Origin of the sequence: Cryobacterium sp. RTC2.1, from assembly GCF_035018685.1 — a bacterium.
In the GTDB taxonomy this organism is placed as follows: domain Bacteria; phylum Actinomycetota; class Actinomycetes; order Actinomycetales; family Microbacteriaceae; genus Cryobacterium; species Cryobacterium glucosi.
On record NZ_JASJXJ010000032.1, the window covers coordinates 1 to 22,093 of the forward strand.

The 22,093-nt window shown below is 67.7% G+C and carries 24 protein-coding genes; 18 read left to right on the forward strand and 6 right to left on the reverse strand.

Features of this window, described 5'->3' with window-relative positions; genetic code table 11:
• Nucleotides 1-31 precede the first annotated feature (31 nt).
• The 13 genes from QN357_RS06255 (at nucleotide 32) to QN357_RS06315 (ending at nucleotide 11,399) form a co-directional block, all read left to right on the forward strand.
• Complete coding sequence (locus QN357_RS06255; RefSeq protein WP_322140693.1) at nucleotides 32-826, forward strand: L-threonylcarbamoyladenylate synthase; 795 nt, start codon at nucleotides 32-34, stop codon at nucleotides 824-826.
• A 2-nt stretch (nucleotides 827-828) separates the two neighbouring features.
• Complete coding sequence (locus tag QN357_RS06260) at nucleotides 829-2,052, forward strand: MraY family glycosyltransferase (RefSeq protein ID WP_134448150.1); 1,224 nt, start codon at nucleotides 829-831, stop codon at nucleotides 2,050-2,052.
• The gene (locus QN357_RS06265; protein ID WP_134448155.1) at nucleotides 2,049-2,525 is read left to right on the forward strand and encodes a hypothetical protein; all 477 of its coding nucleotides are present in this window, start codon (nucleotides 2,049-2,051) and stop codon (nucleotides 2,523-2,525) included. Before QN357_RS06260 ends, QN357_RS06265 begins: the two co-directional genes overlap by 4 nt.
• A gap of 175 nt (nucleotides 2,526-2,700) precedes the next feature.
• Complete coding sequence (gene atpB / locus QN357_RS06270; RefSeq protein WP_134448157.1) at nucleotides 2,701-3,489, forward strand: F0F1 ATP synthase subunit A; 789 nt, start codon at nucleotides 2,701-2,703, stop codon at nucleotides 3,487-3,489.
• Nucleotides 3,490-3,537: 48 nt separating this feature from the next.
• A complete protein-coding gene (atpE, locus tag QN357_RS06275; protein WP_134448159.1) occupies nucleotides 3,538-3,774 on the forward strand; it encodes an ATP synthase F0 subunit C in 237 nt (78 codons plus the stop codon).
• A 33-nt stretch (nucleotides 3,775-3,807) separates the two neighbouring features.
• On the forward strand, nucleotides 3,808-4,356 hold the full coding sequence (locus QN357_RS06280; protein ID WP_134558703.1) for a F0F1 ATP synthase subunit B: 549 nt from the start codon (nucleotides 3,808-3,810) through the stop codon (nucleotides 4,354-4,356).
• Nucleotides 4,356-5,153, forward strand: a complete 798-nt coding sequence (locus tag QN357_RS06285; RefSeq protein WP_134448161.1) for a F0F1 ATP synthase subunit delta — start codon at nucleotides 4,356-4,358, stop codon at nucleotides 5,151-5,153. The genes QN357_RS06280 and QN357_RS06285 overlap by 1 nt, the downstream gene beginning before the upstream one ends.
• 87 nt (nucleotides 5,154-5,240) lie before the next feature.
• Nucleotides 5,241-6,878, forward strand: coding sequence for a F0F1 ATP synthase subunit alpha (atpA, locus tag QN357_RS06290; protein ID WP_134448325.1), 1,638 nt, complete (start codon nucleotides 5,241-5,243; stop codon nucleotides 6,876-6,878).
• A 51-nt stretch (nucleotides 6,879-6,929) separates the two neighbouring features.
• A complete protein-coding gene (locus QN357_RS06295; protein WP_134448163.1) occupies nucleotides 6,930-7,832 on the forward strand; it encodes a F0F1 ATP synthase subunit gamma in 903 nt (300 codons plus the stop codon).
• Between the two features lie 18 nt (nucleotides 7,833-7,850).
• Nucleotides 7,851-9,314 (forward strand): F0F1 ATP synthase subunit beta, encoded by a 1,464-nt coding sequence (gene atpD / locus QN357_RS06300; RefSeq protein WP_134448164.1) that lies wholly within the window; start codon nucleotides 7,851-7,853, stop codon nucleotides 9,312-9,314.
• 2 nt (nucleotides 9,315-9,316) lie between these two features.
• Complete coding sequence (locus QN357_RS06305; protein ID WP_134448166.1) at nucleotides 9,317-9,583, forward strand: F0F1 ATP synthase subunit epsilon; 267 nt, start codon at nucleotides 9,317-9,319, stop codon at nucleotides 9,581-9,583.
• Between the two features lie 17 nt (nucleotides 9,584-9,600).
• Nucleotides 9,601-10,371, forward strand: a complete 771-nt coding sequence (locus tag QN357_RS06310) for a peroxide stress protein YaaA (protein WP_322136263.1) — start codon at nucleotides 9,601-9,603, stop codon at nucleotides 10,369-10,371.
• Between the two features lie 32 nt (nucleotides 10,372-10,403).
• Nucleotides 10,404-11,399: a malate dehydrogenase gene (locus QN357_RS06315; RefSeq protein WP_322136262.1), complete on the forward strand. Its 996-nt coding sequence runs from the start codon at nucleotides 10,404-10,406 to the stop codon at nucleotides 11,397-11,399.
• A 91-nt stretch (nucleotides 11,400-11,490) separates the two neighbouring features.
• Here QN357_RS06315 and QN357_RS06320 read toward each other — a convergent pair whose 3' ends face one another.
• The 4 genes from QN357_RS06320 to QN357_RS06335 all read right to left on the reverse strand — a co-directional run bounded on the left by QN357_RS06320 (nucleotide 11,491) and on the right by QN357_RS06335 (nucleotide 14,534).
• Nucleotides 11,491-12,066 carry a DNA-3-methyladenine glycosylase I gene (locus tag QN357_RS06320; RefSeq protein ID WP_322137345.1) on the reverse strand — a complete coding sequence of 192 codons (576 nt, stop codon included), beginning with the start codon at nucleotides 12,064-12,066 and terminating at the stop codon, nucleotides 11,491-11,493.
• 41 nt (nucleotides 12,067-12,107) lie between these two features.
• Nucleotides 12,108-12,608, reverse strand: coding sequence for a methylated-DNA--[protein]-cysteine S-methyltransferase (locus tag QN357_RS06325; protein ID WP_134561989.1), 501 nt, complete (start codon nucleotides 12,606-12,608; stop codon nucleotides 12,108-12,110).
• 120 nt (nucleotides 12,609-12,728) lie between these two features.
• Entirely contained in the window at nucleotides 12,729-13,817 is a 1,089-nt protein-coding gene (locus QN357_RS06330; RefSeq protein ID WP_322136261.1) for a medium chain dehydrogenase/reductase family protein, read from the reverse strand.
• A gap of 156 nt (nucleotides 13,818-13,973) precedes the next feature.
• Nucleotides 13,974-14,534, reverse strand: coding sequence for a TetR/AcrR family transcriptional regulator (locus tag QN357_RS06335; protein WP_134558693.1), 561 nt, complete (start codon nucleotides 14,532-14,534; stop codon nucleotides 13,974-13,976).
• Between the two features lie 123 nt (nucleotides 14,535-14,657).
• Between QN357_RS06335 and QN357_RS06340 the strand changes: the two genes are divergently transcribed.
• The 5 genes from QN357_RS06340 to QN357_RS06360 all read left to right on the forward strand — a co-directional run bounded on the left by QN357_RS06340 (nucleotide 14,658) and on the right by QN357_RS06360 (nucleotide 19,888).
• Nucleotides 14,658-15,323 carry a TetR/AcrR family transcriptional regulator gene (locus QN357_RS06340; protein WP_322136260.1) on the forward strand — a complete coding sequence of 222 codons (666 nt, stop codon included), beginning with the start codon at nucleotides 14,658-14,660 and terminating at the stop codon, nucleotides 15,321-15,323.
• A gap of 8 nt (nucleotides 15,324-15,331) precedes the next feature.
• Nucleotides 15,332-17,065, forward strand: coding sequence for an ABC transporter ATP-binding protein (locus tag QN357_RS06345; RefSeq protein WP_134448180.1), 1,734 nt, complete (start codon nucleotides 15,332-15,334; stop codon nucleotides 17,063-17,065).
• Nucleotides 17,062-19,050, forward strand: coding sequence for an ABC transporter ATP-binding protein (locus QN357_RS06350; protein ID WP_322136259.1), 1,989 nt, complete (start codon nucleotides 17,062-17,064; stop codon nucleotides 19,048-19,050). Before QN357_RS06345 ends, QN357_RS06350 begins: the two co-directional genes overlap by 4 nt.
• A gap of 4 nt (nucleotides 19,051-19,054) precedes the next feature.
• Nucleotides 19,055-19,414 (forward strand): YidH family protein, encoded by a 360-nt coding sequence (locus tag QN357_RS06355; protein WP_134448184.1) that lies wholly within the window; start codon nucleotides 19,055-19,057, stop codon nucleotides 19,412-19,414.
• A 114-nt stretch (nucleotides 19,415-19,528) separates the two neighbouring features.
• Nucleotides 19,529-19,888: a DUF202 domain-containing protein gene (locus QN357_RS06360; RefSeq protein WP_174774597.1), complete on the forward strand. Its 360-nt coding sequence runs from the start codon at nucleotides 19,529-19,531 to the stop codon at nucleotides 19,886-19,888.
• A 30-nt stretch (nucleotides 19,889-19,918) separates the two neighbouring features.
• Here QN357_RS06360 and QN357_RS06365 read toward each other — a convergent pair whose 3' ends face one another.
• Both QN357_RS06365 and QN357_RS06370 read right to left on the reverse strand, forming a co-directional pair.
• Entirely contained in the window at nucleotides 19,919-20,308 is a 390-nt protein-coding gene (locus QN357_RS06365; protein WP_166787332.1) for a TraR/DksA family transcriptional regulator, read from the reverse strand.
• A 178-nt stretch (nucleotides 20,309-20,486) separates the two neighbouring features.
• Complete coding sequence (locus QN357_RS06370; RefSeq protein WP_322140694.1) at nucleotides 20,487-22,088, reverse strand: molybdopterin-dependent oxidoreductase; 1,602 nt, start codon at nucleotides 22,086-22,088, stop codon at nucleotides 20,487-20,489.
• Nucleotides 22,089-22,093: the final 5 nt, after the last annotated feature.

The window sequence follows — 22,093 nt, forward strand, 5'->3', positions numbered from 1 at the left end:
GGGAAACACCCCTGCACTAGAATTGGGCGCAATGACACGCATCTACGACTGCACGGTTGTCTCGGACTACGCAACCGGCATGAGACTGGCACGCTCGGCGATCGCTCGCGGCGCGCTCGTCGTCATCCCCACCGACACGGTCTACGGCCTTGCCGCCGACGCGTTCAGCCCAGAGGCCGTGCAACGCCTGCTCGACGCGAAGGGCCGCGGCCGGCAGTCGCCGCCGCCCGTGTTGATTCCGGGTATCGGCACCCTCGACGCGCTCGCGGTCAATATTCCTCAGCCCGTGCGGGAGCTCGTCGCGGAATTCTGGCCGGGCGGGCTGACTGTGGTGCTCCACGCCCAGCCCTCCCTGGTCTGGGACCTCGGCGACACCCGCGGCACCGTCGCCCTGCGGATGCCGAGCAACCCGATCGCCCTCGACCTCCTCGCCGACACCGGCCCCCTCGCCGTCTCGAGTGCTAATACGAGCGGCCTGCCGTCAGCGGTCGACGCGGCGACCGCCGCCGAGATGCTCGGCGAGAGCGTCGAGGTCTACCTCGACGGGGGAGTGGCCGGCACCGGCTACGAGCCGATCGGCGACCGGGCCGGCGACACCTCCTCGACGATCATCGATGCGACCGGCTTCCACACCAATGGCGGCAAGCTCGTGATCGTGCGGAAGGGCGTGATCTCCCGGGAGGCCCTCGCAGCCGTCGTCGGCGACGCGCTCGCACCGGAAGGCTTCGTCGCCCCCGTTGCCGCGACTCCGCAGGACGAGGTGCCCGCAGCATCCGCCCGCGAAGACGCGACCGGCGATTCGACCGAAACGGATGTCGCGGGCTAGCCATGACCGTATTCGTCCTGCTGGCCATCGTCTCGGCTGTTGTCACGGCCGTCCTCTCCTGGGTCGTGCTCAAGGTCAGCCACCGCTACAAGATCTATCCGAAGATCCGCCTGCGGGACGTGCACACCCGGCCGACCCCCCGGCTCGGCGGGGTCGCCATCTTCTTCGGCGTTGTCGCGGCCTTCGGGGTCGCCTACCTCATCTCCGCCCAGTTCGCGCCGCTCCGGCTTGTCTTCTCCGATCCTGAGCAGATCCTCGCCATTGTCGGCGCCGCCCTGATGATCGTGCTGCTGGGCGTCGCGGACGACCTCTGGGACCTCGACTGGATGACCAAACTCGCCGGCCAGTTCATCGCGGCAGGGCTCGTCGCCTGGCAGGGCGTCCAGGTGCTCTCCCTCCCGATCGGCGGGCTCACCGTCGGCTCCTCGTGGATGTCGATCCTGATCACCGTCTTCGTGATCGTGCTCGTGATGAACATGATCAACTTCATCGACGGCCTCGACGGCCTCGTCGCCGGGGTCGCCCTCATCGCCAACGGCGTCTTCTTCATCTACAGCTACCTGCTCGTACGGGACACCTCCCCGAGCAACTACTTCAACCTCGCCTCGGTGATCGCCGCGATCCTCGTGGGTGCCTGCATCGGCTTCCTGCCGCTCAACTGGCGTCCCGCCAAGATCTTCATGGGCGACTCCGGCTCCATGCTCGTCGGCCTCCTGATGGCGACCTCGGCGATCGCGATCACCGGCCAGGTCGACCCGACCGCGGTGAACCGGTCCCAGCTCTTTCCCGCGTTCATCCCCATTCTGTTGCCGTTCGCGATCCTGATCATCCCGCTGCTCGATTTCGCACTCGCCGTGTTCCGCCGGGTGCGCGCGGGCAAGTCCCCGTTCAGCGCCGACCGGAAGCACCTGCACCACCGGCTGCTCGACATGGGGCACTCGCACCTGCACGCCGTGCTGATCTTCTACGGCTGGACGGCCGCCGTAGCCGTCGGTTGCCTGCTCTATTTCGTGTTGCCCGTCTACTTCGGCGTGCAGACCTGGTGGGCGACGATCTTCCTGATCTGCGCCCTGGTCGCCTGCACGATCGTGACCCTCGCGCCGCTCAGCCGCTCCAAGAAGATCGAAGCGGCCACCCAGCTTGCCCACCCAGCCACCCTTCCCCACGACATCGTGAAGCTCGATCGCCTCGACGAGGCATCGACGCAAGCCGAGGAGCACGTATGAGCGCCACCCAGCCAGCCGGATCCCTGCAGCCGACGTCCAACCGGGTGTTCCGCAGCATCCTCGTCTACGGCGGCTACCTCGCCGGCGGCATCGCCGTGGTCGGGATGATCGCCGGCGGGCTCGCCGCCGGCGGCATCGGAGTGCTCAGCGCCCTGATCGGCACCGGGATGGCGCTCGTGTTCATGGGGATCACGGCAGGCAGCATCCTGATCGCCAACCGCTTCGCCGGGACCGCAGCCGCCGTCGGCGCGTTCTTCGGAATCGTCCTGGGCGGCTGGCTGCTCAAATTCGTGATCTTCCTCGTGCTCGTCGTGCTGCTCAAGGGGCAGCCCTGGGTGCAGCCGGTCGTGCTGTTCCTGAGTATCATCGCCGGCGTCATCGGATCCCTGATCGTCGACGTGGTGGTCATCCGCAAGAGCCGCGTTCCGTACGTGAGTGATCTGCCCCGCAGCGGAGAACAGAAAAACCGATGAATATTCACCCGCAGGATTCGGCCCGAGGTGGGTTTCTTGGTAGGGTAATGACCGGTTCGCCCCGCAGCGCTGCTTTTGTCGTGCTCGACGTTCCGACCCATTTTTCGTCTTCGCGAGAGCAGAGCTCCCCGCCCCGAACCAGGAGAAAGCGCTGCTAGAAACCGCCGTAAACCTGATGCTCCCGTTGGCTACCGGCGACGGTACCTTCCAAGGTCCATCCATCAATGAGTTCTTCCCCGAGGGCGTCTTCTTCGTGGGGACGCCATTCGAGATCAACCGGATCATGCTCATCCGCTTCATTGCGATGGCCGCCCTGATCCTGCTCTTCTGGCTCGGCACGCGCCGCATGAAGGTCGTACCGACCCGGCTGCAGAGCCTCGTGGAGATGGGCCTCGACTTCGCCAGGGTCAACATCGCGGAAAGCATCCTCGGCAAGAAGGAGGGCAAGCGTTTCCTGCCTCTCCTCACGACGATCTTCTTCCTCGTGCTGTTCATGAACCTCACCGGACCGATCCCGTTCTTCAACATCGCGGGCACGTCGGTGATCGGCGTTCCGCTGCTCCTCGCCGTCATCTCGTACTGCACCTTCATCTACGCCGGCCTCAAGAAGAACCCGGGCAATTTCGTCCGGAACTCGCTCTTCCCGCCCGGCGTGCCGAAGGCGCTCTACATCATCGTGACGCCGATCGAGTTCATCTCGACCTTCCTCGTGCGCCCGGTCACGCTGACCCTGCGACTGCTGATGAACATGATCGTCGGCCACCTGCTGCTGGTGCTGTTCTTCACGGCGACCCAGTTCTTCTTCTTCACGGCCGATGGAGCCTTCAAGCTCTTCGGTGCGGGCACCCTCGTCTTCGGACTCGCGTTCACCCTCTTCGAGGTGCTGATCGCCGTGCTCCAGGCGTATATCTTCGCCCTGCTCACCGCCGTTTACATCCAGCTCGCGGTGGCTGAAGAACACTAACCTCGAACCCGGCACTCGCCGTATTCGTCACAACGGAAGGAAACAAACGTGGACGCAACTACCGTTCTCGCGGCAATCTCAGGAAACATCGCCACTGTCGGTTACGGCCTCGCCGCAATCGGCCCGGCAATCGGCGTGGGTATCGTCGTCGGCAAGACCATCGAGGGCGTTGCTCGTCAGCCCGAACTGGCCGGCCAGCTCCAGGTCCTGATGTACATCGGCATCGCCTTCACCGAGGCGCTCGCGTTCATCGGTATCGCAACGTACTTCATCTTCACGTCCTAATCGTCCTCTTTTTCACCTAGATATGGAGGCATGATGCTTCACGCAGTAATTGCAGCCGCCGCGGAAGAGGCGCACAACCCGCTCCTTCCCGCATGGCCGGACATCATTTGGTCCGCGGTGTGCTTTGTCGTGATTCTGTTCTTCTTCTGGAAGCTCATCCTTCCGAGGATGCAGAAGATGCTCGACGACCGTGCTGAGGCCATCGAGGGCAACATCGCCAAGGCGGATGACGCCCAGCGCAAGGCCGAGGCCGCTCTCGAGCAGTACACGGCCCAGCTCGCCGACGCCCGTGCGGAAGCAGGCAAGATCCGCGACGTAGCCCGTGCGGACGGCCAGAAGATCATCTCCGAACTCAAGGAGCAGGCCGGCGCTGAGGCGGCCCGCATCACCGCGAGTGCCAAGGCCCAGATCGAAGCGGAACGTCAGGCGGCAGTCCTGTCCCTCCGTGCCGAAGTCGGCACCCTGGCCATCGACCTCGCGTCCGGTGTCATCGGCGAAAGCCTGACGGACGACGCGAAGGCGAGTGCCATCGTCGACCGTTTCCTGGCCGACCTTGAGGCCTCGGAGAAAGCAGCTAAGTAATGGGAAGCGCCACCAGGGAAGCTTTGGCCTCAACGAGGGCGGTTCTCGCCGCCCACGGCCGAACGACCGATCTCGCAACGGGCGAAGGCCTGCTCGACTCCGGCCGTGTCATCGGCGACTCTGCGCAGCTGCTGTCTGCCCTGGTCGATCCCGCCGCGGATGCCGCAGCCAAGGCGGCACTCGTTGCCGCCGTGTTCTCGGCGAAACTGACCCCCACGGCACTGGACCTGCTCCAGTCGGTGGCCGCCGCGCGCTGGTCGAGTCACTCCGACCTGCTCGCCGGCATCGAAGAACTGGGGCTGCGGGCCGTTGCGGCCTCTGCCCCGGTCGCGGGTGCCGTGGAAGCGGAATTGTTCGAATTCGGAACGGCCGTCGCGTCGAACGGTGAACTCGAACTGGCACTTGCCTCGAAGCTCGGCGCGGTCAGCGCCAAGGTCGGGCTCATCGATTCCCTGCTCACCGGCAAGGTTTCGGAACAGACCCTCGTGATCGTGCGCCACCTCGTGCAGCAGCCCCGCGGCCGTCGCATCGGTGCACTCCTGCGTTTCTCCGCGACAATCGTCGCGGACGAGGGCGGCACCGCGATTGCGACCGTCTCGACGGCCGAGCTACTGAGTTCCGCACAGCTGGAGCGCCTGCGCACCAGCCTCACGGCACGATACGGACGTACGCTGACGATCAACCAGGTCATCGACCGCTCCCTTGTCGGCGGTGTCCGCGTGCAGATCGGTGACGACGTCATCGACGGCACCATCGCCACCCGCCTCAAGGATTTGCGACTCCAGCTTGCCGGCTGACCTCTGGTCAGACGGAACAGAAAAACCACGAGCGGCAACGCTTCGTTCAAGACAGAACCTGTACAGCCGTACGGGAAAGGGAAGATGATGGCAGAACTAACGATCAGCCCCGATGAGATCCGCGATGCTCTCCAGGACTTCGTCAAGTCCTACGAGCCGAGCAAGACCGCGACCGCGGAGGTCGGCTACGTCACGACAGCCGGCGACGGTATCGCCCACGTCGAGGGCCTGCCCAGCGTGATGGCCAACGAGCTCATCAAGTTCGCCGATGGCACCCTGGGCCTCGCCCAGAACCTCGACGAAGACGAGATCGGTGTTGTCGTGCTCGGCGAGTTCGCCGGCATCGTCGAAGGCATGGAGGTGCACCGCACCGGAGAGGTGCTCTCCGTTCCCGTCGGCGACGGCTACCTCGGTCGCGTCGTGGACCCGCTCGGCGCCCCGATCGACGGCCTCGGCCCGATCGAGAGCGAAGGCCGTCGTGCCCTCGAGCTGCAGGCGCCCGGCGTCATGGACCGCAAGTCCGTGCACGAGCCGATGCAGACCGGCATCAAGGCGATCGACGCGATGATCCCGATCGGCCGCGGACAGCGCCAGCTCATCATCGGTGACCGCCAGACCGGCAAGACCGCCATCGCGATCGACACCATCATCAACCAGAAGGCCAACTGGGCCTCGGGAGACGTGAACAAGCAGGTTCGCTGCATCTACGTCGCCATCGGCCAGAAGGGCTCCACGATCGCCGCCGTCAAGGGCGCGCTCGAGGATGCCGGCGTGATGGAGTACACGACCATCGTCGCCTCCCCGGCGTCCGACCCGGCCGGCTTCAAGTACCTCGCGCCGTACACCGGTTCGGCAATCGGCCAGCACTGGATGTACGCGGGCAAGCACGTCCTCATCATCTTCGACGACCTGTCCAAGCAGGCGGAGGCCTACCGCGCCGTTTCGCTGCTGCTGCGTCGTCCGCCGGGACGCGAAGCGTACCCCGGCGATGTGTTCTACCTGCACTCCCGTCTGCTCGAGCGTTGCGCCAAGCTGTCCGACGCGCTCGGCGCGGGATCGATGACCGGCCTGCCGATCATCGAGACCAAGGCGAACGACGTGTCTGCGTACATCCCGACCAACGTGATCTCGATCACCGACGGCCAGATCTTCCTGCAGTCCGACCTCTTCAACGCCAACCAGCGTCCGGCGGTCGACGTGGGTATCTCGGTCTCGCGCGTCGGTGGCGATGCGCAGGTCAAGTCGATCAAGAAGGTCTCCGGAACGCTCAAGCTCGAACTGGCGCAGTACCGCTCGCTCGAAGCCTTCGCGATGTTCGCATCCGACCTCGACGCCGCCAGCCGTCGCCAGCTCGCCCGCGGCGCCCGCCTGACCGAGCTGCTCAAGCAGCCGCAGTACTCGCCGTATCCGGTCGAGGACCAGGTCGTCTCGATCTGGGCAGGCACGACCGGCAAGTTCGACGAGGTTCCCGTCGAGGACGTGCTCCGTTTCGAGCGTGGCCTCCTCGACCACCTCGGACGCAACACCGAGGTTTTGAAGACGCTGCGCGACACGAACGTGCTGAGCGATGAGACCGTTGAGATCCTCGAGCGTGAGGTCAGCGTCTTCAAGCGCGAATTCCAGACCGGTGAGGGCAAGCCGCTCGCCTCCGTCGGCAAGGAACAGTTCGAAGCGATCACCGCCGACGACGTGAACCAGGAAAAGATTGTCAAGCACCGCCGCTAACCCGCGCGCTGAGACAACCACTATTCACTGAGAAGGAAGCACAGGAGACACATGGGAGCGCAACTTCGGGTCTACCGGCAGAAGATCAAGTCTGCCCAGACGATGAAGAAGATCACTCGGGCCATGGAGTTGATTTCGGCCTCGCGCATTCAGAAGGCGAGGGCGAGGGTTTCGGCCTCGACTCCGTATTCGCAGTCGATCACCCGGGCGGTCTCGGCCGTCGCGACGTATTCCAACGTCGCGCACGTTCTGACCACCGAACCGGAGAAGATCGAGCGCGCCGCGGTCGTCATCTTCACGTCGGACCGAGGCCTCGCAGGAGCATTCAGTTCCCAGGTGCTGCGCGAAGCGGAGTCACTCAGCGAACTGCTGCGCAGCCAGGGCAAGGACGTCGTTTACTTCCTCGTCGGACGCAAGGCCGTCGCCTACTTCGGCTTCCGCCGGCGTGCGTCCGAGCGGGTCTGGACCGGCGGCACCGACCAGCCGCAGTTCGAGATCGCGCGGGAGATCAGCGAGTCGCTGCTCGAGACCTTCCTTCGCGATGCCGAAGACGGTGGCGTCGACGAGATTCACGTGGTGTTCAACCGCTTCGTGAGCATGGTCACCCAGGTGCCCCAGGTCGTCCGCCTGCTTCCCCTCGAGGTCGTCGAAGGCGTGGAGGAGCCCGGAGACGGGCAGGTCCTGCCGCTCTACGAATTCGAGCCGGACGTCGAGACGGTCCTGGACGCGCTCCTGCCGGTGTACATCGAGAGTCGCGTGTTCAACGCGATGCTCCAGTCGGCCGCCGCCGAGCACGCAGCACGCCAGAAGGCGATGCAGTCGGCCGCCGACAACGCCGACAAGTTGATCACGACCTTCACCCGGCTGTCCAACAACGCCAGGCAGACCGAGATCACCTCGCAGATTTCCGAGATCGTGGGTGGGGCCGATGCGCTCTCATCCGCCAAGAACTAAACCAGAGAAGAGAGAGCAATGACTGACATCGCAACCGCGCCAGTCCACGCGCCGGCCCCGACCGTTGCCGTCGGCCGGATCGCCCGCGTCACGGGCCCGGTCGTCGACATCGAGTTCGCGCACGACTCGATCCCGGGCATGTACAACGCACTGAAGACCACCATCGTCATCGGTGACGTCTCCACTGAGATCACCCTCGAGGTCGCCCTGCACCTCGGAGACGACCTGATCCGAGCGATCGCGCTGAACCCGACCGACGGCCTCGTCCGCGGCCAGGAGGTCCGGGACACCGGAGCTCCCATCATGGTTCCGGTCGGCGAGGTCACCAAGGGCCGCGTCTTCAACGCCATCGGTGAGGTGCTCAACGCCGAGCCCGGCGAGAAGATCGAGATCACGGAGCGCTGGCCCATCCACCGCAAGCCGCCGCCCTTCGACCAGCTCGAGGCCAAGACCCAGCTGTTCGAGACCGGCATCAAGGTCATCGACCTGCTCACGCCGTACGTCCTCGGCGGCAAGATCGGCCTCTTCGGTGGAGCCGGCGTCGGCAAGACCGTCCTGATCCAGGAAATGATCCAGCGCGTCGCGCAGGACCACGGCGGTGTCTCGGTGTTCGCCGGAGTCGGCGAGCGCACCCGTGAGGGCAACGACCTCATCAAGGAAATGGAAGAGGCCGGAGTCTTCGACAAGACCGCCCTCGTGTTCGGCCAGATGGACGAGCCGCCGGGAACGCGTCTCCGCGTCGCCCTCTCCGCGCTGACCATGGCCGAGTACTTCCGCGACGTCGCCAAGCAGGACGTGTTGCTCTTCATCGACAACATCTTCCGCTTCACCCAGGCCGGCTCCGAGGTGTCGACCCTGCTGGGTCGCATGCCGAGCGCCGTGGGCTACCAGCCGACCCTGGCCGACGAGATGGGCATCCTCCAGGAGCGCATCACCTCGACCCGTGGCCACTCGATCACGTCGCTGCAGGCCATCTACGTGCCCGCTGACGACTACACCGACCCGGCACCGGCGACGACCTTCGCCCACCTCGACGCCACGACCGAGCTGTCCCGCGAGATCGCGTCGAAGGGCCTCTACCCGGCCGTCGACCCGCTCACCTCGACCAGCCGTATCCTCGACCCCCGTTACCTGGGCGTCGACCACTACAACACGGCCGTCCGCGTCAAGGCGATCCTCCAGAAGAACAAGGAACTCCAGGAGATCATCGCGATCCTCGGTGTTGACGAACTCTCCGAGGAAGACAAGGTCACCGTTTCGCGGGCCCGTCGCATCCAGCAGTTCCTCTCGCAGAACACCTACATGGCGAAGAAGTTCACCGGTGTCGAGGGCTCGACGGTTTCGCTCAAGGACACCATCGAATCCTTCACCGCGATCGCCAATGGTGACTTCGACCACGTCGCCGAGCAGGCATTCTTCAACGTCGGTGGCATCTCCGACGTCGAAGAGAAGTGGGCGAAAATCCAGAAGGAGAACGACTAGCCATGGCAGGAGCCCCGCTCACCGTCAGCGTCGTCTCTGCCGACCAGGAAGTCTGGTCCGGCGAGGCGACCATGGTCGTCGCGCGCACCGTCGAAGGCCAGATCGGCATCCTGCCTGGCCACGAGCCGTTGCTCGCCATCCTGGCGAGCGGCGAAGTGCGCCTGACCCTGCCCGGCGGCGAGAAGATCGTCGCGCAGGCGGAGGACGGCTTCCTGTCGGTCGCCAACAACCAGGTCACGATCGTCGCGCGCAAAGCGGGGCTCGTCTAGCCGTGTCGATCTAGCCCGTGCTGCTCCTGCTGCCGCCTTCCGAGACGAAACGCACAGGCGGTACCGGCGAACCGCTCGATCTGAACCATCTCAGGTACCCGTCGCTGAACGCTCAGCGGCGGGTACTCGTGCGTGAGCTGCGCTCACTCGCCCGGCACCCCGAAGCCATGATGGCCGCCCTCAAGCTCGGCCGCACCCAGTCCGGCGAGGTCGCCCACAACCGGGCGCTCACAACCGCCCCGACGATGGCGGCCCTCGACCGGTACACCGGGGTGCTCTACGACGCGCTCGACGCCCAGACCCTGACCCTCGCCGACCGCGACTGGGCCGCGGCCCACGTGCTGGTCCACTCGGCCCTGTTCGGTCCGATCGGCGCCCTCGATCCGATTCCGGCCTACCGGCTGTCGACGACGAGCCGGCTGCCCGGCCTCGTGCTGAAGCAGCACTGGGGCCCGCGCATCGCGGCACTGCTCGCCCAGGAGTCCGGCCTCGTGCTCGACCTCCGCTCCGCGGGTTACGTCGCCCTCGGTGCCGCACCGGCCCGGGTCGGCTCGGTCGTGCTCCGCGTCGTGACGGAGACCCCCGACGGGCAGGTGCGCGCCCTCAACCACTTCAACAAGACCGCGAAGGGCCGGTTCACCCGTGCCCTGATCCGGAGCGCCCCCGAGCTCGCGACTGTCGACGACTTGCTGGACTGGGCTCCCGGCGCCGGCTTCACCCTGCGTGCGGCGGGGCCCGCCTCGCTCGAGCTTCTGGAAGACGCGCCGCTCGCCAGGGCCCTCGCCTGACGAACCCCGGCACCCGGCCGTATGCTGGCAGCGTGTCCACTCCAACGATGAATGTCACCGTAACCGGCGCCGGCGGCCAGATCGGCTACGCGCTGCTCTTCCGGATCGCGTCCGGCCAGATGTTCGGCCCGACGACCCCGGTCAACCTCCGGCTCCTCGAAATCCCGGCCGGGCTCGCTGCCGCGGCGGGGACGGCCCTCGAACTCGAGGACTGCGCCTTCCCACTGTTGCGGGACGTGATGGTGACGGATGACCCCACGCGCGCCTTCGACGGGGTGAACGTCGCCCTCCTCGTGGGCTCCCGTCCGCGCGGCATCGGCGAGGAACGCGTTGCGCTACTCGAGGGGAACGGCCGCATCTTCGGGCCGCACGGCACCGCCATCAACGCGGGGGCGGCATCCGACGTTCGCGTGCTCGTCGTGGGGAATCCGGCCAACACGAACGCGCTCGTCGCCGCCGCGTTCGCACCGGACATTCCCGCCGAGCGCTTCACCGCGCTGACCCGGCTCGACCACAACCGCGGCGTCGCCCAGCTCGCGGTGCGGCTCGGGGTGCACGTCTCCGAGATCGACGGCCTCGCCATCTGGGGCAACCACTCGGCGACGCAGTATCCGGACGTCTTCCACGCGACGGCCGCTGGGCGACCGGTTCGCGAGCTCGTCGACGTGGACTGGCTCGCCGGAACCTTCATTCCGCGGGTCGAGAAGCGCGGCTACGAGATCATCACCGCGCGCGGCGCCTCCTCGGCGGGGTCGGCAGCCGAGGCGACGATCGACCACGTCTACGACTGGGTGCACGGCACCGGCGCGCGCTGGACATCCGCCGCAATCGTCTCCGACGGCTCATACGGGGTGCCGGAGGGCCTGGTCTGCTCCTTCCCGGTGCGGTCGGTCGACGGCCAGTGGCAGATCGTGCAGGGCCTCGAACTGAACGCCTTCTCCCGGACCCGGATCGACGCATCCGTTGCCGAACTCATCGAGGAACGCGACCACGTGCGCGCCCTCGGCCTTCTTCCCGCCGCCCGCTGACCGCCTCTTCGCTCTCGGCCAGGGTTACCTTTCCGGTCGAAAGTGCCAGATGCGTCGGTCACTCTCGACCGGAAAAGGAACTCTCGCTCGGTCAGGGGGCGCGGTGGCAGCCGGCGATGTGGTCGTCGACGAGGCCCGCGGACTGCATCAGCGCGTACATCGTCGTCGGGCCGACGAAACGGTAGCCGCGGGTGCGGAGATCCTTGCTGAGCGCCGTCGATTCCGGGGTGATCGCCGGGACGTCTCCGAGTTCCCGCGGCCGGATGGCGCGGGCGGGCGGAGCGAAGCTCCAGATCAGGTCGCTGAGACTCTCGCCGAGGTTCTGGGTGACCCTGGCATTGCCGATCGCGGCCTCGATCTTGCCGCGGTGCCGGATGATGGCGGCGTTGTCGAGGAGCCGTTCGACGTCGGCCGCGGTCATGGCCGCGACCCTGTCGACGTCGAAGCCGTGGAACGCCGCACGGAACGCCGGTCGACGACGAAGGATCGTGATCCAGGAGAGCCCGGCCTGGAACCCCTCGAGGCAGAGCTTCTCGAAGAGCCGCTCATCGTCGCGGAGGGGGCGACCCCACTCCTCGTCGTGGTACCGGCGGTACTCGGGGTCGCCGTTCGCCCACGCGCAGCGTACGACTCCGTCGTCACCGGTGCGGAGGGCGCTCGGGGGCACCGCCGGGAGTGCCGTCGCACCGCCCCTGGGTGCCGGGTCGGTCACGAACGGTACTCGATGCCCTCGTGGCCGAGCAACCACTCCTTGGTCGGGATGCCGCTGCCGCCGCTGTAGCCGGTGATGCGGCCGTTGCTCGCGAGCACGCGGTGGCAGCCGATCAGGATCGGCAGCGGGTTCGCGCCGACGGCCCCGCCGATCGCTCGCCCGGAGCCCGGCCGGTCGATGGAGAGGCCGAGTTCGCCGTAACTCGTGACCGTTCCGAAGTCGAGCTCGTCGAGGCGCGCCCAGACCGCACGCTGGAATGCGGTGCCGCCGGCGAGGTGCATCGGAACGTCGAAACGGGTGCGGGTGCCCGCGAAGTACTCGGTGAGCTGTTTCGCGGCTTCTTCGAGCACGGGGGAGGGGTGCTCCGGCTGGGTTTCGAGCGGCAGGTGCCCGTCGCGCTCGATGGCGAGCGTGAGGACGCCGACGTCGTCGCCGGTGAGTTCCAGCCGGCCGATGGGGCTGGGGAGACGGATCAAGGCGGTCGGGATGCTGTCCATGGTTCGACTGTAGTCGGCGTCCGCGCGCGCCTCTGGCGGGTTTCGGACCTGGGGAAATCCCGGCGCGAGCCGCGCCTGGTGGGGAGGCGCGGCATCCGTGCCCGGGCCGGAGGCCTCGGCTCAGGGGATCAGGATCACCTTGCCGAGGGCGCTGCGCGACTCCGCGAGCTGCATCGCGGCCGCGGCCTCGACGAGCGGGAACCGTGCGGCGATCTGCGGGGTGACGATGCCGCGCTCGACGAGGTCGAGGACCGCGGTGAGGTCCTCCCTGTGGTGCCTGCGATAGGCGGCCGGCGTGACCCGGTGCCCGGCCCAGAAGTCGTAGAACAGGGCGCGGTGGCCGCCCGGCAGGGTGTTCCAGAGGGTGAGCCGGGCGAGCAGCCCGATGAAGAGCGGCAGGAGGGACCCGGTGTCCTTGAGGGCCGAGGCGATGCCGTACGAGACCAGGGTGCCTCCGCGAGCAAGCAGGCTCTTCGAGATCCGGGCGCTCGCGAGGCCGAGGTGGTCGAAGGCGGCGTGGACACCGCTGGGGGCGAGCTCGCGGACGCGGGCGGCGAGGTCCGGGTCCGAGTAGTCGACCGGCTCGACCCCGAGGCCGCGGAGGGCCTCATGGTGCCGGGGAGCGGCCGTTCCTATCACCCGGATTCCCGCGTGGCGGGCGAGCTGCACGAGAATCGTGCCGACTCCGCCGCTCGCCCCGTGCACGAGGATGGTCTGGCCGCTCCCGACACGCGCCTTCCGGTGCAGCATCTGCCAGGCGGTGATCCCGTTGACGATGACAGACTCGATGATCGCCGGATCGAGCCCGGCTGGCACCGGCACGAGGTCGGCGGCGGGCACGAGCGCTTCGCTCGCCCAGCCGCCGGTCTTGGTCGCTGCGGCGACACGCCCGCCGATGAGAGCGGAATCGACGCCCGGGCCGACGGCCTCAACGACGCCGACGAGGTCGTAGCCGGGAACGAACGGGAACGCGGGCTGGCCGGGGTAGCGCCCGCGACGCATCGACTGTTCGGCGAACGAGATGCCGCTCGCCTCGACGCGCACCCGGGCCTGGCCGCGGGACGGTGCCGGCAGCATCCGTCGCCGGATCTGGAAGCCGTCCGGTTCGACCACGCCGGGCATCACGATCTCGGTGGTGAGCGTGGGGGAGGCGTTCGGTGTAGCGGTGGCCGTCGCGGGTGTCATTGCGGGCTGGATGTTGTTCGTCATGGTGTTCTCCTGGTGTTGGTGTTGGTGTTGGTGTTGGTGTTGGTGTCGTGTCGGAAACGGGAAGTGGGTGACTGATCACTCACTGATGGCGAGAATGAACGATGCGAGAGAGACGAATGCTGGGTCGGGCTGCGGCGCCCGATGAGGGGGAGCGCGTCAGGGGTGGCGGATGCCGGCCGTGAGCAGGCGCGCCCACTCGGACGGTATCTCGTCGAGTCCGGTGGTGACGATGAGGTGGCAGAGCTGGCCATAGGCGACGAAGCGCTGCACCGCTTCGTCCGATGCCCCCGAGCGTGAGCGGACCAGGGTCGTGATCGATTCGATGCCCCGCCGGAGCGCCGCACCGATCTCGGGAACGCTGGCGGCGGACTGCGCGTGCACCTGGAGCATCAGGAGCGACCTGTCGGCGATGAGGTCGGCGTATGCGCCGCCCATCGCGGAGAGGATGCCGTCGGGGCTCCGGTCGACGCCGGTGTCCGCCCCGCGGGAAAGGGCGGCCCCCGCACGATCGAAGCATTCGTCCAGTGCGGCGACGAAGAGCGCCTCCTTGTTCGGGAACAGTTTGGAGACGTAGGCGGGGGAGATCCTGGCGTGTTCGGCGATCGCCGCGATCGGCGTGCCGAGGTACCCGGTCCGCGCGAACACCTCGATCGCGCTGTCGATGACGATCGATCGGCGCGCTTCGGCGGTGGACAGGCGAACGGTGGGGGCTGGCATGTGAGTGACTGTACACTCACTCTCGGGGAGTGTGCAAGCAGTTTCCGGAAGCCGACGGCTGTTCACGAGAAATTCGCCGGGCATCCGCTTGTGAGTGAGCGCTCACTCATCTAAGCTGGGGGGATGTCAGCCAAGCCGCCCCGTGCCAAGCCGCTGCCGGTCGAGGACCGGAGGGCGATGCTCATCGAAGCGACCCTTCCGTTGCTGCTCGAGCACGGGAACGCCGTCACGACCCGGCAGATCGCCGACAGGGCCGGTATTGCGGAGGGCACCATTTTCCGGGCCTTCGACAGCAAGGACGACCTGATCGATGCCGTCGTCGCCCGGCAGGTCGACCCCGAACCGTTCCGGCGCCGGCTGCGCGGCATCGACACCACCCTGCCCCTCGAGCAACGCATCACCGCGATCGTCGCCCTGATGCGGGACCGGTTCACGACGGTGTTCAGCCTGATGTCCGTGATCGGCCACCGCGGCCCGCACCCCGGCGACGACTCTCGACGGGAATTCGTCGAGATCATCGCGCGGATCCTCGCGCCGGACCTCGACCGGCTCACGGTGTCCGCCGAGCGTGCGGCCCAGGTCATCCGGATGCTGACCCTGGCCGCGTCGGTCCCTCACGTCCGTAACGGGCCCGAGTTCGACGACGCCGAGATCGCCGCCCTGATCCTGCACGGGATCGACGGATCCCCCGCGCCCGGCCCGACGGCGCCCGGCTCACCACTCGTCGACGCCACCCTTCCGGCCCCCGCGCCGGCCACAGACTCCACCCTGATCCCCGCTTTGCCCTAGGAGAACCGATGCTCTGGAAATTACTCGTGAAGTACTTACGGCCATACTGGCGGCTGTTGACGGCGGTGGTGGTGTTCCAGCTCGCGCAGTCGATCGCTTCGCTGTACCTGCCGACGCTCAACGCCGACATCATCGACCAGGGCGTCGCCACCGGTGACACCGGCTACATCCTCCGCACCGGCGGGCTGATGCTGCTGATCACCCTGGCGCAGATCATCTGTTCGATCATCGCCGTCTACTTCGGCGCGAAGTCGGCTATGGCCCTGGGCCGCGACCTGCGCGGCGCGGTCTTCACCCGGGTCGGTGAGTTCTCCGAGCAGGAGGTGACCAGGTTCGGCGCCGCGTCGCTGATCACCCGCTCCACGAACGACGTGCAGCAGGTGCAGATGCTCGTGCTGATGACCTCGACCCTGATGGTTTCGGCCCCGATCCTTTCCATCGGCGGCGTGATCATGGCCATTCGCCAGGACGTGCAGCTGTCCTGGCTGATCGCCGTGAGCGTTCCGGTCCTCCTCATCGCCGTCGGGCTCATCATCGTGCGGATGATTCCCCTGTTCCGCACGATGCAGGTCAAGATCGACACCGTCAACCGGGTCCTCCGGGAACAGCTCACCGGCATACGGGTCATTCGCGCCTTCGTGCGCGAGGACCGGGAGACGGCCCGCTTCGCGGTCGCCAACGAGGACGTCACCGACGTTGCACTTCGCGCCGGCCGCCTGATGGCGCTGATGTTCCCGATCGTGATGCTCGTGCTGAACGTGTCGAGCGTCGCCGTGATCTGGTTCGGCGCCTTCCGGATCCAGGACGGCTCGATGCAGGTCGGTACCCTGATCGCGTTCCTCAGCTACCTGATGCAGATCCTGATGGCCGTCATGATGGCGACCTTCATGGCCGTGATGATCCCGAGGGCGACCGTCTCCGCCGACCGCATCGGCGAGGTGCTCGCCACCCCGTCGAGCGTGCGCCCGCCGCAGAACCCGGTCAACGCCACCGTCGGCCACGGCGAGCTCGAACTGCTCGACGTGGGCTTCGAATACCCCGGCGCCGCGCAGCCCGTGCTCAGCAACGTGAGCTTCCTCGCCCGTTCCGGCGAGACGACCGCGATCATCGGCAGCACCGGCTCCGGAAAGACCACCCTGATCAACCTGATCCCACGGCTCTTCGACGCGACGAGCGGCACCGTGCTCGTCGACGGCGTCGGTGTGCGCGAGCTCAACCCCGACCTGCTCTGGGGTCACATCGGCCTCGTGCCGCAGAAGCCCTACCTGTTCTCCGGCACCGTGCGCAGCAACCTGCTCTACGGCAAGCCCGACGCGACCGAAGCCGAACTGTGGCAGGCGCTCACGATCGCGCAGGCGAAGGACTTCGTCGAGGAGATGCCAGAAGGCCTCGACGCGCCCATCTCCCAGGGCGGCACCAACGTCTCCGGCGGGCAGCGGCAACGGCTCGCGATCGCGCGGGCCCTGGTCAAACGGCCGGAGATCTACATCTTCGACGACTCCTTCTCCGCGCTCGACCTCGCAACGGATGCCCGGCTCCGGGCGGCGCTCAAGGTCGGCACCGACGGGGCCACGATGATCATCGTCGCCCAGCGGGTATCGACGATCATCGACGCCGACCAGATCCTCGTTCTCGAAGACGGCCGGATCGTCGGACGGGGCACCCACGAGGAGCTCCTCGACACCAACACGACCTACCAGGAAATCGTGTCTTCACAGCTCACAGCGGAGGAAGCAGCATGAGCGAGTCAACCGAACGCCCAGCGGCGGCAGCACCGGCCCGCGGGCCAGGCGGACGCGGTCCCGGCGGCGGCCACGGCCCGATGGGCGGAATGAGCATGCCCGTGGAGAAGGCCATGAACTTCGGCCCCTCCGCCAAGCGCCTGATGGGCAAGCTCCGGCCGGAACGGCTCTGGCTCCTGGTCGTCGTCGTGCTCGCCGTGATCAGCGTCACCTTCTCCGTGATCGGCCCGCGCCTCCTCGGCCAGGGCACCAACCTGATCTTCGCGGGCATCGTCTCGAAGGCGCTCCCGGCCGGGGTCACCCAGGACCAGGTCATCGCGGGCCTCCGCGCCTCCGGCGACACCGGCAAGGCCGACCTGTTGAGCGGCATGACCCTGACCCCGGGCCTCGGCATCGACTTCGCCGCGCTCTCCACTGTTCTGCTCTGGGCGATGATCCTCTACGTGCTGTCCTCGGCGTTCAGCTGGATCCAGGCCTACGTGCTCAACGGCGTCGTACAGCGCACGGTGTTCCGCCTCCGCGCGGAGATCGAAGCGAAGATCAACCGGCTTCCGCTCAAGTACTTCGACACCGTTCAGCGCGGCGAGCTGCTCAGCCGCGTGACCAACGACGTCGACAACGTTTCGCAGAGCCTGCAGCAGTCGATGAGCCAGATCGTCACGTCTTTGCTGACCGTGGTCGGCGTCATCGTGATGATGTTCCTGCTCTCGCCGCTCCTGGCCCTGATCGCCCTCGTCACGATCCCGCTCACCCTCGTGACGACGATGCTGATCGCGAAGCGCTCGCAGAAGCTCTTCGTCGGCCAGTGGACCAACACCGGCGAGCTCAACGGCCAGATCGAGGAGACCTTCACCGGCCACGCCCTCGTCAAGGTGTTCGGACGCCAGAAGGAGGTCGAGGAGCGCTTCGCGGCCAAGAACGAGGAACTCAACGTCGCGAGCTTCGGCGCCCAGTTCATCAGCGGCCTGATCATGCCAGCGATGACGTTCATCGGCAACCTCGTCTACGTCGGCATCGCCGTCGTCGGCGGGCTGCAGGTCGCCTCCGGCGCCATGCAGCTCGGTGACGTGCAGGCCTTCATCCAGTACTCGCGCCAGTTCACCCAGCCGCTCGCGCAGCTCGGGTCGATGGCCAACCTGCTGCAGTCCGGCGTCGCATCCGCTGAGCGCGTCTTCAGCCTGCTCGACGCCGAAGAGCAGAGCGCAGACCCCGAGCCCGCTGAGAGCCCGACGGACAACCACGGCCGGCTCACCTTCGAGGACGTGTCGTTCAGCTACTCGGCAGACCAGCCGCTCATCGAGCACATCAACCTCGTCGCGGAACCGGGCCAGACGGTCGCGATCGTCGGTCCGACCGGGGCGGGCAAGACGACCCTGGTCAACCTGATGATGCGCTTCTACGAGCTGGACTCCGGCCGGATCACCCTCGACGGCATCGACATCGCGAAGATGACCAGGGACGACCTGCGCGGCAGGATGGGCATGGTCCTGCAGGACACCTGGCTGTTCGGCGGCACGATCCGGGAGAACATCGCCTACGGCCGTCCGGACGCTTCGGAGGAGGACATCCAGGCCGCCGCGCGCGCCACCTACGTCGACCGGTTCGTGCACTCGCTGCCGGACGGCTACGACACGGTGCTCGACGACGAGGGCGGCAACGTCAGCGCCGGTGAGAAGCAGTTGCTGACGATCGCACGGGCGTTCCTCGCGAAGCCGAGCGTGCTGATCCTCGACGAGGCGACGAGCTCCGTCGACACCCGCACCGAGGTGCTCGTGCAGAAGGCGATGAGCGCGCTCCGCGCCGACCGCACGAGCTTCGTGATCGCGCACCGGCTCTCCACGATCCGCGACGCCGACCTCATCCTCGTGATGGAGTCCGGCCGGATCGTCGAGCTCGGCACGCACGAGGAACTGCTGCTCGCCGGGGGCGCGTACTTCGCCCTCTACAACTCCCAGTTCGCCGCTCCCGTCACCGACGAGGTCTAGGCAGATGCCCGAAGGACGGTTTCCCCGGTCGGTCTACGGACACGGCCGGGAACCGGACCCCCGGTTCAGCCTCGCCAACGAGCGCACCTTCCTCGCCTGGATCCGCACCTCGCTCGCCCTCCTCGCGGTCGGCGTCGCCCTCGAGGTGCTCGAGCTGCCGATCCGGGGGGACTTCCGGGTCGCCTCGGCCGTCGTCTTCCTGGTGCTCGGGCTGCTGGCTCCCGTGCACGCGTGGCTGAACTGGAGCCGGATCGAACGCGCCCTCCGCGAGGACCGGCCACTGCCGGCCCCAGCGCTGTCCGGTGTTCTCGCCGTCGGAATCGTCGTGGGCGGGCTGCTGATCTTCGCGGGCTTGTTTCTGTGAAGCGATGCAGCCCCGTGAAGCGGCGCAGTCCTGTGAAGGGGCGCAGCCCTCTGACGGGGCGCAGTCTCGTGAACAGCGGTCAGTTCCGGTGAGCGGATGCCGGCGGGCGGGGTCGTGACGGAGGTACCGGAGGGCGCCGAGCATCCGTTCGATCCCGGACTGCAACCCGAACGGACCCTGCTGGCGTGGCAGCGCACGGTGCTCGCGCTCGCCGTCGCCGTGGCGGCCGGGGTGCGGTTCGCGGCACCGCTCGTGGGGGTCGTGGCCGTGTTCTTCGGCGCGGCCGGGCTCGCGCTCGCCCTTGCCGCGTACATCGGCGTGCGCTACCGCTACCGGCGAGTGCACGCCGAGTTGCGGGACTCCGCAACGCTCGCCTCCCGTGGTGCGTGGCCGTTCGCGGCGCTCGCCGCCGCGACCTGTGCGCTCGGCCTGCTCGCCGTGCTGTGCGTCGTGGGACGGGTCGTCACGGCGTGACGAACGCCGGGGGTTTCTTCGCCGGTGCTGTTATCGCGCGCCGGCCTCGATCTCGCGGGCGCAGTCGATGCAGAGTTCCGCGGCAGGACGGGCCTCGAGCCGTTCGCGGCTGATCAGCTCACCGCGGCGCACGCACAGGCCATAGGTGCCCTCGTGGATCCTGGCGAGCGCACGGTCGATCGCTGCGGACTTCGCGACGAGTTCACTGTGCACGCCCGACATCCGGGACCACTCCATCGTGAGCGTCGGGCCGTCGGGGTCGTGCTCGTCGTCGTCGGTTCCGCTGTTGCGGGCGTCGAGCACCCCGGAGAGGGTCTCGTCCATGCGGCCCTTGGCCAGGAAGGCGTCGTGGCGTTCTTCGAGGAGAAGACGCTCGAAGCGACGGAGTTCTGCGGCGGTGAAGTTGGCGTGGGTGCGCATGGTTGGTCCTTTCGCGCTGAGGCCACCCGTGGAACGGGCAGCCAGAATGTTCTGACGAGAATACGCCCGGCATTCCGGGCTGTCTCGGGGCTTGCGCATTGGTGCACAACGTGCTCGAACCGGCGCCGGGGGAGGGCGGATGGAGTGGCTGATGGAGTGGCGGGGGGAACCGCGACCCCTATGCGATCGTGACGCTGACCTCGTCGAGACCCGTCGCACCGTCGGGGATGACGTCTTGCCTGATATCCGTCTGGACGAGGCCGGCGGCATCCGTCGCCCGGACCCGAAGGGTGTGTGCACCGGCCGTCGCAGGCCAGGACCAGGTCCACTGGCGCCAGGTGTCGGCCGAGATCGCCGTGGCGAGGGTCGCCTCGGCCCAGGCGCCGCCGTCGACCTGCACTTCCACCCTGCGGATGCCGGTGTGCTGGGCCCACGCGACACCCGCGACGGTCACGGTGCCCGCTCCGGCCCTGGCGCCCGAGCGCGGCACGTCGATCCGGGAGGACACCTTGACCGGGCCCCGCTCGGACCAGCCGCGGTCCGTCCAGTACGCGGTGTGCTGGTCGAACCGGGTGACGTTGAGTTCGACGACCCATTTCGTGGCCGAGACGTAGCCGTAGAGGCCGGGCACGACCATCCGCACCGGGTAGCCGTGTTCGAGCGGGAGCGGGACGCCGTTCATGCCGACCGCGAGGATCGCGTTGCGGCCCGTGTCGGTGAGGACCTCGAGCGGGGTGCTCGCGGTCCAGCCGTCCTGGCTGCGGGAGAGCACCATGTCGGCGCCCGCGGTCGGCACGGCACGGGAGAGCAGGTTCCTGATCGGGTATCCGAGCCACGTCGCGTTGCCGATCAGGTCGCCGCCGACCGGGTTCGAAACGCACATCAGCGTTGTCGTGCTCTCTTCGAGGGGCAGGGCGAGCAGGTCGGCGAAGCTCAGTTCGACCTCGTTCTCGACCATTCCGGTGACCTTGAGCCTCCACGTGCTCGGGTCGATCCTGGGCACCTGGAGTGCGGTGTCGATCCGGTAGAAGTCCGCATTGGCGGTGATGAGCGGCGAGATGCCGTCAACGGAGACGGATGCCGCTGGCGGGATCGCGGGCGCCGTGACGGACGGCGCTGGCAGGGTGAAGAGCGCGCGGGCGGCATCCGCTGCCCGGGTGCCGGCGGACACGACCTGGCCGATCACGAGGGCGACCGCGCCGACGGCAGCACTCGCGCCCGTGTATGCGAGGAAGCGGCGACGGTCGACGTCAGCGCCGCCCGGTGCGGTGTGCGCGGGCGCGGGAGCCGTCTCGGCGCGGAGCCGGGTGATCAGCACGGTCAGGAGCACGGCCGCGACGACCATGGCGACGACGGAGGGAAGGGCGTCGAGGGTCGAAGCGCTCGACCTGCTGAGCACCGCGAACACGGCGAGTCCGCCCGCCGCGACCGTGAGCACGCGCCCGACCGGCGGGCGCAGGAGTTCGAGCACCCCGGCGGCCGCGGCGAGCACCGCTGCGCCGAGGGCGAGGGTCACGATCAGCACGGCCTTGTCGTTCGTGCCGAAGAGGGAGATGACGAGTTCCTTGACCCAGCCGGGCACGAGGTCGATCACGAGGGCGCCGACGGCGAGGACCGGACTGCCGGCCGGCGCGAGCAGCGCAGCGGCCAGTTCGGCGGCGCCGAGACCGGCGAGGGCGGCCGCGATCCCGGCGAGGGCCGCGAGCACGGTGGGCCTGCGGGTCCACGTCCGGCGCGCGCGGGAACCAGGGGAGGGCGTGCGCGCGTCGGGGCCGGTCATCCGTT